This is a genomic window from Aquibium sp. ELW1220 (genome assembly GCF_030398385.1).
Classification (GTDB): Bacteria; Pseudomonadota; Alphaproteobacteria; order Rhizobiales; family Rhizobiaceae; genus Aquibium.
In genome coordinates this window covers 85,199-101,646 of record NZ_JAOAOQ010000018.1, presented here as the reverse complement: position 1 = coordinate 101,646, position 16,448 = coordinate 85,199, and the positions used below count along the sequence as shown (strand labels likewise).

Annotated in this window: 12 protein-coding genes and 1 pseudogene; 3 read left to right on the top strand and 10 right to left on the bottom strand. The window is 66.7% G+C overall.

The features are described 5' to 3' along the window. Nucleotides 1-29 precede the first annotated feature (29 nt). From N1F91_RS17215 to N1F91_RS17175, 10 genes and pseudogenes are all read right to left on the bottom strand, one after another. Complete coding sequence (locus N1F91_RS17215; protein ID WP_289994149.1) at nucleotides 30-653, bottom strand: 2-hydroxychromene-2-carboxylate isomerase; 624 nt, start codon at nucleotides 651-653, stop codon at nucleotides 30-32. Nucleotides 654-814: 161 nt separating this feature from the next. Next, nucleotides 815-967, bottom strand: a pseudogene (locus tag N1F91_RS31140) (type II toxin-antitoxin system RelE/ParE family toxin); the annotation flags it as partial. Next, entirely contained in the window at nucleotides 957-1,163 is a 207-nt protein-coding gene (locus N1F91_RS17210) for a hypothetical protein (protein ID WP_289994148.1), read from the bottom strand. The gene N1F91_RS17210 and the pseudogene N1F91_RS31140, both read right to left, overlap by 11 nt. Nucleotides 1,164-1,234: 71 nt before the next feature. Next, the gene (locus N1F91_RS17205; RefSeq protein WP_289994147.1) at nucleotides 1,235-1,780 is read right to left on the bottom strand and encodes a thioesterase family protein; all 546 of its coding nucleotides are present in this window, start codon (nucleotides 1,778-1,780) and stop codon (nucleotides 1,235-1,237) included. A 280-nt stretch (nucleotides 1,781-2,060) separates the two neighbouring features. After that, nucleotides 2,061-4,277 carry a 3-hydroxyacyl-CoA dehydrogenase NAD-binding domain-containing protein gene (locus N1F91_RS17200; protein ID WP_289994146.1) on the bottom strand — a complete coding sequence of 739 codons (2,217 nt, stop codon included), beginning with the start codon at nucleotides 4,275-4,277 and terminating at the stop codon, nucleotides 2,061-2,063. 197 nt (nucleotides 4,278-4,474) lie between these two features. Further along, complete coding sequence (locus N1F91_RS17195) at nucleotides 4,475-5,683, bottom strand: acetyl-CoA C-acetyltransferase (protein ID WP_289994143.1); 1,209 nt, start codon at nucleotides 5,681-5,683, stop codon at nucleotides 4,475-4,477. Nucleotides 5,684-5,861: 178 nt separating this feature from the next. Continuing rightward, a complete protein-coding gene (locus N1F91_RS17190) occupies nucleotides 5,862-6,317 on the bottom strand; it encodes an OsmC family protein (protein ID WP_289994142.1) in 456 nt (151 codons plus the stop codon). A gap of 5 nt (nucleotides 6,318-6,322) precedes the next feature. Continuing rightward, nucleotides 6,323-7,495, bottom strand: a complete 1,173-nt coding sequence (locus tag N1F91_RS17185; RefSeq protein ID WP_289994141.1) for an acyl-CoA dehydrogenase family protein — start codon at nucleotides 7,493-7,495, stop codon at nucleotides 6,323-6,325. Nucleotides 7,496-7,691: 196 nt separating this feature from the next. Beyond that, nucleotides 7,692-9,488 carry an acyl-CoA dehydrogenase C-terminal domain-containing protein gene (locus tag N1F91_RS17180; protein WP_289994140.1) on the bottom strand — a complete coding sequence of 599 codons (1,797 nt, stop codon included), beginning with the start codon at nucleotides 9,486-9,488 and terminating at the stop codon, nucleotides 7,692-7,694. Between the two features lie 198 nt (nucleotides 9,489-9,686). Continuing rightward, entirely contained in the window at nucleotides 9,687-10,139 is a 453-nt protein-coding gene (locus N1F91_RS17175; protein WP_289994191.1) for a MerR family DNA-binding transcriptional regulator, read from the bottom strand. A gap of 484 nt (nucleotides 10,140-10,623) precedes the next feature. Here N1F91_RS17175 and N1F91_RS17170 point away from each other — a divergent pair, with 484 nt between their 5' ends. The 3 genes from N1F91_RS17170 (at nucleotide 10,624) to N1F91_RS17160 (ending at nucleotide 16,447) form a co-directional block, all read left to right on the top strand. Continuing rightward, nucleotides 10,624-14,490 (top strand): peptidoglycan-binding protein, encoded by a 3,867-nt coding sequence (locus N1F91_RS17170; protein WP_289994139.1) that lies wholly within the window; start codon nucleotides 10,624-10,626, stop codon nucleotides 14,488-14,490. 181 nt (nucleotides 14,491-14,671) lie between these two features. Continuing rightward, entirely contained in the window at nucleotides 14,672-15,595 is a 924-nt protein-coding gene (locus tag N1F91_RS17165; protein ID WP_289994138.1) for a sulfite exporter TauE/SafE family protein, read from the top strand. 3 nt (nucleotides 15,596-15,598) lie between these two features. Then, nucleotides 15,599-16,447, top strand: coding sequence for a TIGR02186 family protein (locus tag N1F91_RS17160; RefSeq protein WP_289994137.1), 849 nt, complete (start codon nucleotides 15,599-15,601; stop codon nucleotides 16,445-16,447). Nucleotide 16,448 lies beyond the last annotated feature (1 nt).

Below are 16,448 nucleotides of genomic sequence, written 5' to 3'. Positions count from 1 at the left end.
GTCGCGGCACTTGTCCAGCCGACCGCGCCTCAGATGTCGGCCTTGTAGGGCGCCCGGCCCGACGCGAGCGCCTCGTCGAGCAGGTCGAGCCGGTCCTGCCCCCAGAAGGGCTCGCCGTTCAGCACGAAGGACGGCACGCCGGTGGCATCCGCATCGATGGCATCCTGGGTATTCTTCGCCCGCATCTCCGCAACCTCCGCCGTCTGTGCCCTGGCAAGGACGTCCTTCGGCGTGAAACCCGACGCCGACAGGAGGAAAGCCAGCGTCGTCTCGTCGGCGACGTTCTGCTCCTGCGCCCAGAGCGCGGCGAAGACCTTGCCCATGTAGTCCATCGGGTTGCCGCCGTCGGCGAGGATGGCGCAGATCGTCAGGTCGGCGAGCGCCGGATTGGTGGGGAAGTGCTTTGGCCTGACGTTGATCGGCTTGCCGCGAGACGCCGCATGACGCTGCAGCTCGATCAGCCGGTAGCGCTGCCTGACCGCCGGCCGGTCGGCGAGCCCCACCTGCCCCGACACCTTGAACATCTCGCCCAGATTGACCGGCCGCACCTTCAGCGTCGCGCCATGTCGCGCCGCCAGTGCCTGCGCGGCGTCGTGACCGAGATAGACCCACGGCGAGGCGCAGGTCAGGAAATAGTCGATGGTGGCAGGCATGGGTTCACCCTTGGTCGAAAAGCGCCGGATCGGCGAGATCGCGCGATGCATGGAGCACGCGAAAGACGATGAGTTCCGTCTCCGTCGGAACATAGGAGACGATGTATGTCGGAACCGACATTCTCCGCATCGGCAGCGAGAACGGCAGCATCGCGGGCGGCCCCACATGAGGGCGCTGCGCCAGCAACTTCGATCGTCTTCTCGATGCGTCCGACAAGCCGCAGTGCAGCCGCGCCGTCCTGGGCCCCTATGTAGTCGGCAAGATCCTTGATGTCGCGGCGCGCCAGTGGCGCGAGGACTTTCCTACGCGCCAAGCGAAGCCCTCACCTCGGCAAACACTTCTTCTGCGGGTATTCCCTTGCCAGCATCGATCTCGGCGATCGCGGCTTCGAGGTCATCTCGAAGCGCCAAATATTTGTCGATGAAGTGCAGCAGATCTTCGCCAAGCCTCTCCTGAAGCTCTTCGGGAAGTCGCTCGGCATCCTTGATGGCGTTTTCCAGTTTGGTCATGCAATTGGCTCCTGAAGGGAGAATAGCATCTCAATCAGCCGCGAGTAAGCCGCTTCGCGATCTGGAACGGGCTACCCCGCCCCCTTCGCCAGCTTCCGCAGACCCGCATGCGAGGCCATGAAGATGCGCTCCTCCTCCGACGGAGGGCGTGGTGCGATGCGGGCGCCTAGGTCGGAGACGATGGCGTCGATCGGCACGAAGCGGCGGTTCTTGAAGTCGTAGACACCCGCCGTCGTTATCACCAGCGCCGCCGTCTCGCCGTTCTCCAGCACGAAACGGTGGCGGCCGATCACCTGGGTGTCCTCCCAGGTCTCGACGGTCGAGACCACCTCGAAGCGCTTCCAGAGCCGGATCTCGCGCACGTAGACCGCCTGCAGCCCACCCATCATCGGCGCCCAGCCGTTACGGCGCGCAAGCCCGAGCAGCCCCGCGCGCAGGAAGATGTCGATGCGGCCGATGTCGGCCAGCATCATGTAGCGGGCATTGTTGAGATGCAGGTTGGTGTCGACGTCGGTCGGCAGGCAGCGGAACGACAGCCTGCTTTCCTCGCCCATGCGATAGGCCCCGCGCGAGCGCGCGGTGAGCATCATGCGGGCCATGCGTCCCCAGACGTACATGATGAACTCCTTGCATGGCGCTATTCGCCGCCCTGCCCCCTGCGGGTGTCCGCAGGACCTGCCAGACGCGTGACTCCACGGTTAGGGGGGCGGCCCGCCCCGCGCGTCCCCCTCCCCGTTGTGGGGAGGGGCTAGGGGTGGGGGTCCGCCCGAAGGGCGAAACAAGATCTCTTGTCTACCTCCCGCCAGGCACCCCCACCCTTACCCTCCCCCCAAGGGGGAGGGAGGCGTCGGCGCCGCGCCAGGATACCTGCCGAAGGGCGGAGGAGCCCCTCGCGCCTCAAGCCGCCTTCTTCGCCGCCTTGTAGGGGTCGAAGCGGCCGTAGAAGGTCTGGCCCTTCTCGGCCATCTCCACGAGCAGCTTCGGCGCCTTGTACTGTGCGCCGTACTTCTTCTGCAGCTTCTTCGCCAGGTCGACGAACTGCTTCACGCCCATTCCCTCGATGTAGGACAGCGCGCCGCCCGTATAGGGCGCGAAGCCGAAGGCAAGGATCGAGCCGACGTCGGCCTCGCGCGGATCGGTGACGATGCCCTCTTCCATCACGCGCGCAGCCTCCAGCGCGATCGTCACGAGGAAGCGCTGCTTCAGCTCCTCGACGTCGATCGTGTCCGGATCCTGCTGCTTATAGAGATCCTTCAGTCCGGGCCACAGGTGCTTCTTGGCGGGCTTGGCGGGGTAGTCGTAGAAGCCCTTGCCGTTCTTGCGGCCGTGGCGGCCGTGCTTGTCGACCATGGTGTTGATCAGCGCGAACTGGTCCTTGTCGACCGCCTTCTCGCCAAGGTCGCGGATCGTCTGCTTCATGATCTTCTGGGCGAGGTCGATAGCGGTCTCGTCGGTCAGCGCAAGCGGCCCGACCGGCATGCCAGCCATCTTGGCCGAGTTCTCGATCATCGCCGGCGGCACGCCTTCGATCAGCATCTGGAAGGCCTCGGCCATGTAGCGCAGCACGCAACGGTTGACATAGAAGCCGCGCGTGTCGTTGACCACGATCGGCGTCTTCTTGATGGCGCGGACATAGTCGATCGCCACCGCCAGCGCCTTGTCCTCCGTCTTCTTGCCGAGGATGATCTCGACCAGCATCATGCGGTCGACGGGCGAGAAGAAGTGGATGCCGATGAAGTTCTTCGGCCGCTTCGAGTTCTTCGCAAGCCCGGTGATCGGGATGGTCGAGGTGTTGGAGGCGAAGATCGCGTCCTCTGCGATGACGGCTTCCGTCTGCTCCGTGGCGCCCTTCTTGACTTCCGAATCCTCGAACACGGCCTCGATGACGAGGTCGCAGCCGTCCAGGTCGGCGTAGTCGACCGTCGGCGTAATCAGCGACAGGAGCTTATCCTTCTCCTCGGCAGTGGCGCGGCCCTTCTTGACGGCGTCGGTGATCAGGCCTTCCGAATGCGCCTTGCCCTTCTCGGCGGCGGCGATGTCGCGGTCGAGCAGCACCACCGGGATGCCGGCCTTGGCGGTCACGTAGGCGATGCCCGCGCCCATGAAGCCCGCGCCCAGAACGCCGATCTTCTGGAACTTGGTGTCCGGCACGCCGGCCGGACGGCGCGCGCCCTTGTTCAGCTCCTGCAGCGAGATGAACAGCGAGCGGATCATCATCGCCGCCTCCGTCGTCTGCATGATCTCGGTGAAATAGCGCTGCTCGATCTTCAGCGCGGTGTCGAAGGGGACGAGAAGGCCCTCGTAGACGCACTTCAGGATGGCGCTGGCGGCCGGGTAGTTGCCATAGGTCTCGCGGCGCAGGATGGCGATCGCCGGCGGGAAGAGGTTGGCGCCGGCGGCCGAGTAGACGGGTCCGCCCGGCAGCTTGAAGCCCTTGACGTCCCACGGCGCGACAGCCTTGAGGCCGTTCCTGATCAGCCCCTTGGCCGTCTCGACCAGCGCGTCGGGCGCGGCGATTTCGGTGATCAGGCCCATCTGCTTCGCCTTCTTGGGCGACAGCGACTGGCCCGAGGTCAGCATCTGCAGCGCGCCCTGCGTATCGGTGAGCCTGGGCACGCGCTGCGTGCCGCCGGCGCCGGGGAACAGGCCGACCTTCACCTCGGGCAGGCCCATCTTGACCTTGTCGCTGTCCGCGGCGACGCGGGCGTGGCAGGCGAGCGACAGCTCGAAGGCGCCGCCCATGCAGGTGCCGTTGATGGCCGAGACCCAGGGCTTGCCGGACGTCTCCAGCTTGCGGAACAGCCAGTTCATGCGGCCGGCGCCGGAAAACAGCATCTTGATCGCCGCGTCGGGATCCTTCGTCTTCTCGTCCTTGAACAGTTTCAGCATGCGCTGCAGCATGGTGAGGTCGGCACCGCCGGAGAACGAGTCCTTGCCGGACGTCACGACCGCGCCCTTGATCGCCTCGTCGCCCGCGACCTGGTCGACGATCTTCTCGAGCTCGTTCATCACCTCCTCGGTGAAGACGTTCATCGACTTGCCGGGCATGTCCCAGGTGACGAGCGCGATGCCGTCGGCATCGGTTTCGACTTTGAAGTTGGTGTATTTTGCCATTGGAGAAATCCCTCCTTGAAATCGGTTGCGTCAGCGGACGAGCGCGACGGTGGAACTGCTTTCTTCTCCCCGCTTGCTGGGAGAAGATGCCGGCAGGCAGATGAGGGGCGGCGCGAACGTTCTGACCCTGGCCCTGCCCCTCATCCGGCCTTTCAGGCCACCTTCTCCCCCGCACGCGGGGAGAAGGGAAAGAAGCGTCAGACCCGCTCGATGATCGTCGCGGTGCCCATGCCGGCGCCGATGCAGAGCGTCACCAGCGCGGTGTTCAGGTCGCGCCGCTCGAGCTCGTCGAGCACCGTGCCGAAGATCATCGCACCGGTCGCGCCGAGCGGGTGGCCCATGGCGATTGCGCCGCCGTTGACGTTCATCTTGTCGTGCGGGATGTCGAAGGCCTGCATGTAGCGCAGCACCACCGAGGCGAAGGCCTCGTTGAGCTCGAACAGGTCGATGTCCGACAGCTTCATCTTGGCGCGCTGGAGCAGCTTCTCGGTCACGTCGACCGGACCGGTCAGCATGATCGCCGGCTCGGAGCCGATGTTGGTGAAGGCGCGGATGCGGGCGCGCGGCTTCAGCCCCATCGCCTTGCCGCCCTTCTTGGAGCCCAGCAGCACGGCCGCCGCGCCATCGACGATGCCCGACGAGTTGCCGGCATGGTGGACGTGGTTGATCGCCTCGATCTCGGGATAGCGCTGCACGGCCACCGCGTCGAAGCCGCCCATCTCGCCTGGCATGATGAAGGACGGGTTGAGCGAGGCCAGCGACTGCATGTCGGTCGAAGGCCGCATGTGCTCGTCGCGGTCGAGGATGGTCAGGCCGTTCTGGTCCTTGATCTCGACGACCGAGTTCTTGAACCAGCCCTTTTCCCAGGCCTTGGCGGCGCGCTTCTGGCTCTCGACAGCATAGGCGTCGACGTCGTCGCGCGAGAAGCCGTACTTGGTGGCGATCAGGTCGGCCGAGATACCCTGCGGCACGAAGTAGGACGGCAGGCCGACCGAGGGATCCATGAACCAGGCGCCGCCCGACATGCCCATGCCGACGCGCGACATGGATTCCACGCCGCCCGCGATGACGATGTCGTCCGAGCCGCCGGCGATCTTGGCCGCACCGATGTTGATGGCGTCGAGACCGGACGCGCAGAAGCGCGACAGCTGGATGCCGGGCGCCTCGGTCGCGTAGCGCGCCTCGAAGGCGGACGCGCGCGGGATCACCGAGCCCGCCTCGCCGACCGGGTCGACGCAGCCGAAGACGATGTCGTCGACCTGGCTCGTGTCGAGCCCGTTGCGATCGCGCACGGCCTCCAGCACCTTCGCGCCGAGCCGCACCGCCGGCACCTCGTGCAGCGATCCGTCCTTCTTGCCGCGGCCGCGCGGCGTGCGCACGGCGTCGTAGACATAAGCGTCAGCCATCGGAAGTCTCCTCTTTGGCGCGGCCGCTCGTGGGCTGCCGCTGGTTCGTATTCGTCGTCCTGGCGGCTGGCTGGTCCCGAAGGCCCTCTGCCAGCCGTCAAATCCTCCCGTCGATCCGGGGACTGGCCCGGACAGGGCGGCGTCTCGCCACCGATATGGGCGCGGCGCAGCGCCCGATCTACCCCTGCGGCTCGACCGTGACCACGGTCGTGACCGAATTGGCGATGAAGCAGGCCTCGTGCGCCTTGTGGTGCAGGTCGTCGAGCAGCGCCGCGTCGGCTTCGACCTCGACCAGCGGCCTGAGCGTGACCGTCAGGATGGCCGTGCGCCCCGCGGCGTTCTTCCCCATCGTGCCCACCGCATTGTCACGGTAGGAGCGCACGTCGAGGCCCGCCCGGCGAGCAAAGTCGAGGAACCAGAGCATGTGGCAGCAGGCGAGCGAAGCGACGAACATCTCCTCGGGATCGACGGCCATCTCCGACGAGAACTGCGCCGGCACGTTCTGCGGCGCCCCGGAGGCCTGGATCGTCGTACCGCCGTCGAAGGCGATCTCGTGCACGCGCGTGTAGCGGCCGAGCGTGAAGTGGTCGTCCTCGTCCTGGCGCCAGCTGATCGTGGCGGTGTGTTCCGACATGATGCTCAGAGCCCCCGCGCGATCAAGAGCTTCATGATCTCGTTGGTGCCGCCATAGATGCGCTGCACGCGGGCATCGCGCCACATGCGCGCGATGGGGTATTCGTTCATGAAGCCGTAGCCGCCATGCAGCTGCACGCACTCGTCCATGACTTTGCCCTGGAGGTCCGACAGCCAGTATTTGGCCATCGAGGCGGTCGACGGGTCGAGGCCGCCGGCGACGTGGCGGGCGACGCAGTCATTGTAGAAGACGCGGCCGACGGTGGCCTCCGTCTTCAGCTCGGCGAGCTTGAACTGGGTGTTCTGGAAGTCGATGACCGCCTTGCCGAAGGCGCGGCGCTCCTTGACGTAGTCGATGGTGATGGCGAGCGCCTTTTCGATTGCCGCGATCGCCGTGCCGCCGATCTGCAGCCGCTCCTGCGGCAATTGCTGCATCAGCTGGACGAAGCCCTGCCCTTCCTCGGTGCCGAGCAGGTTCGACGTCGGCACGCGCACGTCGTCGAAGAACAGCTCGGAGGTGTCGTTCGACTTCAAGCCTACCTTGTCGAGGTTGCGGCCGCGCCGGAAGCCGTCGACTTCGTCGGTCTCCACCACGATCAGCGAGGTGCCCTTGGCACCCCTGGCCGGATCGGTCTTGGTGACGACGACGATCAGGTTGGCGAGCTGGCCATTGGTGATGAAGGTCTTGGAGCCGTTGATGCGGTAGTGGTTGCCGTCCTTCTCCGCCCGGGTCTTCACGCCCTGCAGGTCGGAGCCGGCACCGGGCTCGGTCATGGCGATGGCGCCGATGAGCTCGCCGGTCGCCATCCTCGGCAGCCACTTCTTCTTCTGCTCCTCCGAGCCGTAGTGGAGGATGTAGGGCGCCACGATGGAATTGTGCAGCGCGATGCCGAAGCCGTCGACGCCGACATGGCTGATCGCCTCGATAATCGCGCTCTCGTGAGCATAGGTGCCGCCCGAGCCGCCATACTCTTCCGGGATCGAGGCGCAGAGCAGGCCGTTCTCGCCGGCCTTCTTCCAGCTCTCGCGGTCGAAGATCTCCGCCTTCTCGAACTCCTCGTAGCGCGGTGCGATCTCGGCCTCGAGGAACTTCGTCGCCATGTCGTAGAGCATCGCCACGTCCTCGCCGGCCCAAGCGGGCTGCGGAACACCGAGGACGGATGCGGGGCTGGTGGTCATGACGTCTCCTCCAAGCTTGCGCAGGACCCTTGCGCCCTGTGGCTGCCGGGCGCAAGAGCCCCCGCGAACGGACGGGCAGGCAACGTCGCGACTGCCCTCGCCCCTCTGCCCGACCGGTACTCCAATCCGCCAGAAAGTTCAACGTTGAACAGTCCAGCGGCGGGCGGGCGCGCCTCCGCAGAGGCGCGCGCCGAACCTAGAACGCCTCGGCCGGCAGCGCCATCATCGTCTCGGCGCCCGTCGAGAGGCGGGCGAGATGCGCGGACGTCTCGGGCATCACCCGCTCCATGTAGTAGCGCGCCGTCACCAGCTTGGTCTCGTAGAAGGCCGACGACCCGTTGGCGCCCGCGGCGAGCCTGCCCTGCGCAGTCCTGGCCATCTGGGCCCACATGTAGCCGAGGGACACGAGGCCGAAGAGGTGCATGTAGTCGGTCGAGGCGGCGCCCGCATTGTCGGGATTCGACAGGCCGTTCTGCACCAGCCACATGGTCGCGGCCTGCAGGTCGTTCAGCCCCTTCTTGAGCGGCTTGGTCAGCGGCGCCATCTTCTCGTTCGAGCGGTTCTCCTCGCAGAAATCGCCGACCTCCTTGAAGAAGGCCTGCACCGCGCGGCCGCCATTCGCGCCGAGCTTGCGGCCGACGAGGTCGAGCGCCTGGATGCCGTTGGCGCCTTCGTAGATCATGGCGATGCGGGCATCGCGCACGAACTGGCTCATGCCCCATTCCTCGATGTAGCCGTGGCCGCCATAGACCTGCTGCGCCATCACGGCGTGCTCGAAGCCCTTGTCGGTGAGCACGCCCTTGATGATCGGCGTCATCAGGCCCATGTGGTCGTCGGCCGCCACCCGCTCCTTCTCGTCGCCCGAGCGGTGCGCCACGTCCGACTTGATCGCCGTCCACAGGATCAGCGCCCGGCCGGCCTCGTTGAAGGCCTTCATTGTCATCAGCTTGCGGCGGATGTCGGGGTGGACGATGATCGGGTCGGCCTTCTTGTCGGTCGCCTTGGCGCCGGTCAGAGAACGGCCCTGGATGCGCTCGCGGGCATAGTTGGCCGCGTTCTGGTAGGCGATCTCGGCGACCGACAGCCCCTGCAGGCCAACACCGAGGCGGGCCTCGTTCATCATCACGAACATGGCCTTCAGGCCGCCATTCTCGGCGCCGATCAACTGGCCGATCGCCTCGTCGTAGTTCATGACGCAGGTGGCGTTGCCGTGGATGCCCATCTTCTCCTCGATGGAGCCGCAGGACACGCCGTTCGCCTCGCCCGGATTGCCCTCGGCATCGAGCTTGAACTTCGGCACGATGAACAGCGAGATCCCCTTCACGCCCTCGGGCGCGCCCTCGATGCGGGCGAGCACCAGGTGGACGATGTTCTCGGCCATGTCGTGATCGCCCGCCGAGATGAAGATCTTCTGGCCCGAAATCTTGTAGCTGCCGTCGCCCGCGGGCACCGCCTTAGTACGCAGCAGGCCGAGATCGGTACCGCAATGCGGCTCCGTCAGGTTCATCGTGCCGGTCCACGTGCCCTCGGCCATCTTCGGCACGAAGGTCTGCTTCTGCTCCTCGGAGCCATGCGCCAGGATCGCCGCGATCGCGCCCTGCGTCAGGCCGGGATACATCATCAGCGCCATGTTGGCCGAGGACAGATACTCGCCGACTGCCGAGTGCACCGTGTAGGGCAGCCCCTGCCCGCCATATTCGGTCGGCACCGAGAGCGACATCCAGCCGCCCTGGCAATACTGGTCGAAGGCCTCCTTGAAGCCCTTCGGCGTGGAGACGGATCCGTCGTCGTGGCGCACGCAGCCTTCCCGGTCACCCGACAGGTTCAGCGGATGCATGACGTTTTCGGCAAGTTTGGCACCTTCCGACAGGATCGCTTCCAGCACGTCGGGGGTGGCGTCGGAAAAGCCCGGAAGGTTGGAATAGCGCTCGTAGCCGAGCACCTCGTTGAGCACGAAAAGCGTGTCCTGAACCGGCGCGCGATAGCTGGGCATGGAATCCTCCAGAATGAAATCCAAGGGCGCCCCACGAGTGCGAAGGCGACCACATCTCGTTGGAGCGTGCCCTAGCAAATATTGACGTTTGCGTAAACGTCAATTCCGCGTGAGGCGTCTTTTTTCGATGGCCAAACGCAAGACGGCGCGCCGAAGCGCGCCGTCGGGACTGTCCCGCATGCAGGAGAATGAAGCCGGTCAGGCCGCCGACTGGCGCTGCCGTTCCTCCAGCGAGCCGCGTACGACCTCCATCGCGGCGCGAAGCTGCGCGATGGCGTCCTCGATGGACTCGCGCTGCTTCTCCAGCCGGGAGAGCTGCTTTTCCGACTTTTCCAGCGCCACGCGAAGCTGCTTTGCGTTGGTGCCCTGCGGGTCGTAGAGGTCCATCATCTGCTTGACCTCGCGCAGCGAGAAGCCGACGTTGCGCCCAAGCAGGATGAGACGCAGGCGGGCGCGCTCGCGCCGCGAGTACAGCCTCATGCTGCCTTCGCGCTTGGGATGGATCAGCCCCTTGTCTTCATAGAAGCGCAAGGTGCGCAGCGATACGTCGAATTCCTTGGCCATGTCGCCGATCCGCAGCATTTCATCGTCGGACTCGGAGAAGGCTTCGGATGCGTTGGCCATGGCCTCGATGGCCGAGACGGTCTTCATCATGTTCAGTGGTTCCTTCGGCGCGGCCGCCGCTCGGCGCACGCAATCGGGGCCCTTTGGGCCAGTTTCTTCTTCGTTCAGATAATCTGAAACATCGGCCGCAAGGCGTTCACGGACACCCGGCCACTCTGCATGGGCGCGCAGTTAGTGATCCGCGCGGCGGATTGCAATTCAAGTTTGGATACAAACTGTTTCAAATCGAAACGGGTATCGCTGCGTAAGGCCCGGTTCGCAGCCCGTTCCCTTCGAAATCTTAAGCATGGTTAACGGCTTGTTTACCACGTTGGGCGAATGGTTGGGCGTCGATTTCCCGTAGGTATCCTGTCTCGCGTTCCCCACGGCTGTCTGCACCGAAGAGAGGGCCAGGCGCGATGACCGCCAATCCAGACGCAGCCTGCGCGATGACGACGGTCCGACCGGCGCTTCGTGCCATCCATGCGACTCCGGGAAAAGTCTCGGGAAATCCTTACGAACAGGCCTTTCGATGAGCAGCAACCGGTCCTTTCTCGACACCTTGAATGCCGGCAGGCAGCGTCGGGCGCATGCCTCACTGGAAGACCTCAACCGCACGCTCGAGGATCTCGAGACCCGCTTCGGCAGCATGCAGCAGGGGCGCAGTTCCTCCGACGGCGAAGATCGCCGCGCCCGCCGCCTGACCGACGCCGTCGCGCCGACCGAGCCGCGCACGCCGCGTCAGAACCGCCCGGAGCCGCGCGCGGCCGAGCCTGCACCCGCTCCGCGGCGCGCCGCCGAGGGCGCCGATACCCTCGGCTCGCTGCGCCGCGAGATCGAGCGCTCGCGGCAACAGGCCGCAGGCGCCAACGCGCTTTCCAGCCTCTCGGACGAACTGAAGGCGCTGCGCGAAGACATGCGCCTGCAGATGTCATCGGGCATGCGCAAGGAATTCGACGCCCTGCGCGACGATCTCGGCCGCACCGCCGCTCCCACGCCGCCCCAGGCGGCCGCGGAGGGCCGCGAACTGGCCGCAGAAATGGAGCGCCTCTCGCGCGCGATCCATTCCATGGCCAACCGCAGCGACGACCGCGGGCTCGAGATGCTCCGCTCCGAGATGGAACAGGTGCGCGCGACGCTGGCCGAACTCGCACGCGAGGACACCGTGCGTTCGATCGACAGCCGCTGGTCGCGCTTCGAGGAGCGCGCCGACGCGCGGGTCGCGCAGGATCCGGCCATCGCCGCGCTGACGGAACGCCTCGAGCAGATCGGCGAGGCGATCGGCAACCTGCCGGATTCGCGCGCCCTGCGTTCGCTCGACGAGAAAGTGCGCACGCTCGCCGGCGCCGTCGACCATTTTTCGCGCCAGGCGGGCAACCCGGTCGATTCCTTCGAGACCATCGAGCACCGGCTCGACGAGATCTCGCGCGCCATCGTCGCGTCGAGCGTTTCCGGCCGAACCATGCCGACGGAACCCTTCGAGCGCATCGAGGCCCGCATCTCCGCGCTCGCGCAACAGATCGACGACATGTCGGCCGACGGCGGCTCCGGCGAACTCCTCGACCGGCTGAGCGGACTGTCGCGGCGCGTGGAGGACATCGCCCTGCAGGCCGCGCTTCCGGAAAAGGCGATCGAGCGGCTGGGCCGTCAGATCGCCATTATCTACGATAAGCTCGAGAACGATTCCTCCGGCGCCGAACGCGAGCGGGTGCTCGACAGCCTCGAGCGGCGCTTCGCGGAGATCGCCGCGCTCTTCGAGGAACGCCACGAGCGCGCCACGGCCCAGGGCCACGCGCTGATGCGCGACATGGATCGCCGACTCGAGGAGATGACCGAACGCCTCGAGGCTCGGCCCTCCGTCGAGCCGGGCCTGCTGGACGCGCTGGACGAGAAATTCGCCGATCTTTCCGACCGCATCGACGCCGCCCGCACCGACCGGACCGATCCCCGGCTGCTCGACGCCTTCGAACAGCGCCTCGAGAGCATCGCCAACCGGCTCGACGACTCCATCAGGCGCGCCGGCGACCCGGACCCGATCCTGCTCCAGGCCCTCGACGAGAAGTTCGCCGACCTGTCGGACCGCATCGACGGCCGCTCCAGCGCGCCGAACGGGATGGCGCTTCGCGCACTGGAAGAGCGGCTCGAGACCATCGCGGCGCGCATGGAGGACACCTCCCGGCACGTCGCCGACATCGATCCGCATCTGATCCTCGGCCTCGAAAGGCAACTGGCAGGGCTGACCGCCCACCTGTCGCGCCCGCAGACCGACATGCCGGACCTGGAGGTGCTCGCGCCGCGCCTCGACAACATCGAGCGCTCGCTGGCCGACCAGCGCGACGCGATCGTGGCGGCGGCGCAGGAAGCAGCGCAGCGCGCGGTTGCCTCCCTGCGCGCCAGCGGCATCGACGACGAGGACGCCGGCGCGCTCGCCGATGAGTTGCGCACGCTGGAATCACTCGCCCGCAAGTCGGACGAGCGCAACACCCGCACCTTCGAGGCCATCCACGACACGCTTCTGAAGGTCGTCGACCGGCTGGCCTCGCTGGAGGTCCGCAACGCCGAGAACGCCACCGCCCACCGCAGCAGGATCGATGCTGCCGGTGTGCCGCCGCTGTCTCCGACTGCCTACGAGATGCCGCTGGCGTCGTCCGCCGCGGCGCTCTCGGCGTCGACCGCCATTCCCGCTGCACCGGTGCTTCGGCCCCAGCCACCCCACGTCGCCGCCAAGGCCGCCGCCCAGGCTGCCGTCTCATCCGCCGGCCACGAGCAGGCGGGCGATGCGCCGAAGAAGTCGCTGCTCGGCGGCTTTGCGCGCGCGCTCTCGGGGCGTCGCGCGGCGAAGGCGGAACGGCCCGTCCAGGAGGAGCCGGTGCTCGCCGGCATGGCCGAGGCCGGTCTGGACGAGCCGCTCGACACTGCCGTCGTCGACCAGCCGCTGGAGCCCGGGTCGGGCGCGCCCGACCTGAACGCGATCATGCGGCGCGTGCGCGACGAGCGTGCCGCGAACCCGGGCACCCCCGACGCCGGCGCGACCGGCAAGGCCGACTTCATCGCCGCCGCCAGGCGCGCCGCCCAGGCCGCTGCCGCGGAAGCGCAGAGCTTCCGCCAGGCCGAAGGCGCCGACGGCGCCAAGCGCAAGTTCAGCCCCTCCGAGTTCCTGCGCGCCAAGCGCAAGCCGATCCTGATGGCCGCGGCTGCGATCATGATGGCGCTGGCCGGGCTTCAACTCGGCAAGGCCTTCTTCGCCGACGCCGTAAGCGTCGCGAACGTGCCGGCCGCACCGATCACGACCGCCGCGCCCGAGACCGCACTCGTGGCGTCGGCGCCGTCGGCCCCCGAGGTCGATGCGCCCAGGCCGGACGCTGTCCGGACGGTGAGCCAGTCGGCCCCTGCCGCGCCGAAGGCGTCCGCGCCGGCGCGTGCGTCTGCGGCCTCGATCCCGCAGAATATCGAACCGGATGCTCCGGTGGACGTCGTCGAGGACGCACCGTCGGAGGCGATCGACACGACGGACGTCGACAGCGACGAGGTGGCATCGCTGGGCTTCGAAGCGGCGCCGGTCGAAGCCGGGCCGCTCGCCTTGCGGGAAGCTGCCGATGCCGGCGACCCCAAGGCGATGTTCGAGATCGGCAACCGCTACGATTCCGGCCGCGGCGTGGCAGCCGACAGGGCGACCGCGGCGAAATGGTACGAGCGCGCCGCCGAGCAGGGATTCGCGCCGGCCCAGTACCGAATCGGAAACTTCCACGAGAAGGGCATCGGCGTGGAGCGCGATGTCGCGAAGGCCAAGACCTGGTACCAGCTCGCCGCCGCCCAGGGGAACGCCAGCGCGATGCACAATCTCGCCGTGCTCTTCGCCATGGGCACCGACGGCGCGGTCGACAACGATTCGGCCGCCCGCTGGTTCGTCAAGGCGGCCGAACTCGGCGTGAAGGACAGCCAGTACAATCTGGGCATCCTGTCGGCCAAGGGCCTCGGCGTGCCGCAGAGCCTCGAGGAGTCCTACAAGTGGTTCGCGCTGCTCGCCAAGGATGGCGACAAGGACGCCGCCGCCAAGCGCGACGAGGTCGCCAACGCGCTGCGTCCCGAGCAGCTGGCGAGGGCCCGCGCGGCCACCGAACTCTGGAAGCCGAAGCCGCTGGCGGAGGACGCCAACATGGTCGACGTTCCCGAATCCTGGCAGGAAAGCGCCGGCACGACCGCCAGCGTCGACATGAAGAAGGCGGTCATGACGATCCAGCTGATCCTCAACAAGAACGGCTACGACGCAGGCACCGCCGACGGCGTCATGGGCAACCGGACCAAGTCCGCCATCATGGCTTTCCAGAAGGACAACGGCATGGCGCCGACCGGCGAGGTCAACGACCAACTGGTGCAGACGCTGCTGGCGAAGAAGTGATCGGACGCCGGCCGGCGTCTTACGGGAGCCGATACGCCGACATGACGCAAACGGCATAGCTGCCTGCGCGAATGGTGTTTGACTCCGCCTTCTTCCGGGCGCAACAAGCCCTTAATGATCCGTGTGTTAGGCTCCATGGGGTCGGGGTCGTTGCCAAGCGCAACCTAATCGAGTTGGTCAGGTGGGCATTTATCTTCCCATCGCGGAAATGTCGGTCAATCTGTTCGTTCTCCTTGCCATGGGAGCGGCGGTCGGATTCCTGTCCGGCATGTTCGGCGTCGGCGGCGGCTTCCTGATCACCCCGCTCCTGATCTTCTACAACATCCCGCCGGCCATCGCGGTCGCCACTGGCGCCAACCAGGTCATCGCCTCTTCCTTCTCCGGCGCGCTGGCGCATTTCAAGCGCGGGACCATCGACTTCAAGCTCGGCACCGTGCTTTTGCTCGGCGGCATCTTCGGCTCGACCTTCGGCGTCTGGGTGTTCAAGCTGCTGCGCCAGCTCGGCCAGCTCGACCTTTTCGTCTCGCTCCTCTATGTCGGCCTTCTCGGCACCGTGGGTGCCCTGATGCTGGTGGAAAGCGTCAACGCGCTGCGCGCCGCGCGCAAGGGCGACACGACGGGCCTGCGCCGGCCCGGCCAGCACAACTGGATCCACAAGCTGCCGCTGAAGATGCGCTTCCGCGCCTCCAAGCTGTTCGTCAGTGTCATTCCCGTCCTCGTGCTGGGTGCGGCCATCGGCTTCCTTGCCTCCATCATGGGCGTGGGCGGCGGTTTCATCATGGTCCCGGCCATGATCTACCTGCTCAAGGTGCCGACCAACGTCGTCATCGGGACGTCGCTGTTCCAGATCATCTTCACCTCCGCCTACACGACAATCATCCACTCGGCGACCAACCACACGGTCGACGTGGTGCTGGCGGTGGCGCTGATGGTCGGCGGCGTGGCCGGCGCGCAGTATGGCGCCAAGGCCGGCCAGAAGCTGCGCGGCGAACAGTTGCGCGCCCTGCTGGCGCTGCTGGTCCTGGCGGTGGCGATCCGCCTGGCGCTCGATCTGTTCGTCCGACCGCCGAACATCTACTCGCTTTCGCCCCTCGTGGTGCTCTGAGCCATGGCCGCACGGCAAACCGGTCTTGCGACGGCGCTCCTGCTTCTCGGCTGCCTTGCAGCCGGCGCGCAGGCGCAGCAGCCGGGCGCAGCCGTGCCGGCCGCCCCCGCCGAGCCGGCGCCGCAACAGGTTCCCGCCGCCATCGTCGAAAGCATCCAGATCGGTCTCTCGACCGATCGGATCTCCATCACCTCCGACTTCTCGGGCGCCGACCTCACCATCTTCGGCGCGCTCGACAATGCCGACCCGCTGATCAACCGGCAGGGCCGCTACGACGTGATCGTGGTCCTCGAAGGGCCGATGCGGCCGATCGTGGTGCGCAAGAAGGAACGGGTGCTCGGCGTCTGGATCAACACCGATTCGGAGACCTTCGTCAGCGCGCCGGCATCCTATTCGGTGGCGACGACGCGGGCGCTGCAGGACATCACCGACCAGAACAATTTCCGCCAGCTGGCACTGGGCACCGACAACATCTACATCGCGCCGCTGGACCGGACGGGCGATCCGGTGAAGATCGACGAGTTCGAGGCGGCGCTGCGCGGTCTCAAGCGCACCAGCGGCCTCTATTCCGAAAACATCAGCGGCGTGCAGTTCCTCACCCAGAGCCTGTTCCGGGCAAGCCTGCGGCTGGCGCCCAACGTGCCGGTCGGAACCCACAAGGCGCGCGCCTTCCTGTTCAAGAACGGCATCTTCGTGAAGGAGAGTTCGGCACAGCTGGCGATCCAGAAAGCCGGCTTCGAACAGACGCTCTTCCGCTTCGCCAACACCAACGGCTTCGCCTACGGCGTGATCTCCGTGCTGCTCGCCATCGTCATCGGCTGGCTCGGGCGCGTGATCTTCAGGCGGGACTGAG

Bases quoted from the DNA above. Each gene is read 5' to 3' on its own strand.
- N1F91_RS17215 (WP_289994149.1), bottom strand. From the start codon at position 653: ATGCCTGCCACCATCGACTATTTCCTGACCTGCGCCTCGCCGTGGGTC.
- N1F91_RS17210 (WP_289994148.1), bottom strand. From the start codon at position 1,163: ATGACCAAACTGGAAAACGCCATCAAGGATGCCGAGCGACTTCCCGAA.
- N1F91_RS17205 (WP_289994147.1), bottom strand. From the start codon at position 1,780: ATGTACGTCTGGGGACGCATGGCCCGCATGATGCTCACCGCGCGCTCG.
- N1F91_RS17200 (WP_289994146.1), bottom strand. From the start codon at position 4,277: ATGGCAAAATACACCAACTTCAAAGTCGAAACCGATGCCGACGGCATC.
- N1F91_RS17195 (WP_289994143.1), bottom strand. From the start codon at position 5,683: ATGGCTGACGCTTATGTCTACGACGCCGTGCGCACGCCGCGCGGCCGC.
- N1F91_RS17190 (WP_289994142.1), bottom strand. From the start codon at position 6,317: ATGTCGGAACACACCGCCACGATCAGCTGGCGCCAGGACGAGGACGAC.
- N1F91_RS17185 (WP_289994141.1), bottom strand. From the start codon at position 7,495: ATGACCACCAGCCCCGCATCCGTCCTCGGTGTTCCGCAGCCCGCTTGG.
- N1F91_RS17180 (WP_289994140.1), bottom strand. From the start codon at position 9,488: ATGCCCAGCTATCGCGCGCCGGTTCAGGACACGCTTTTCGTGCTCAAC.
- N1F91_RS17175 (WP_289994191.1), bottom strand. From the start codon at position 10,139: ATGAAGACCGTCTCGGCCATCGAGGCCATGGCCAACGCATCCGAAGCC.
- N1F91_RS17170 (WP_289994139.1), top strand. From the start codon at position 10,624: ATGAGCAGCAACCGGTCCTTTCTCGACACCTTGAATGCCGGCAGGCAG.
- N1F91_RS17160 (WP_289994137.1), top strand. From the start codon at position 15,599: ATGGCCGCACGGCAAACCGGTCTTGCGACGGCGCTCCTGCTTCTCGGC.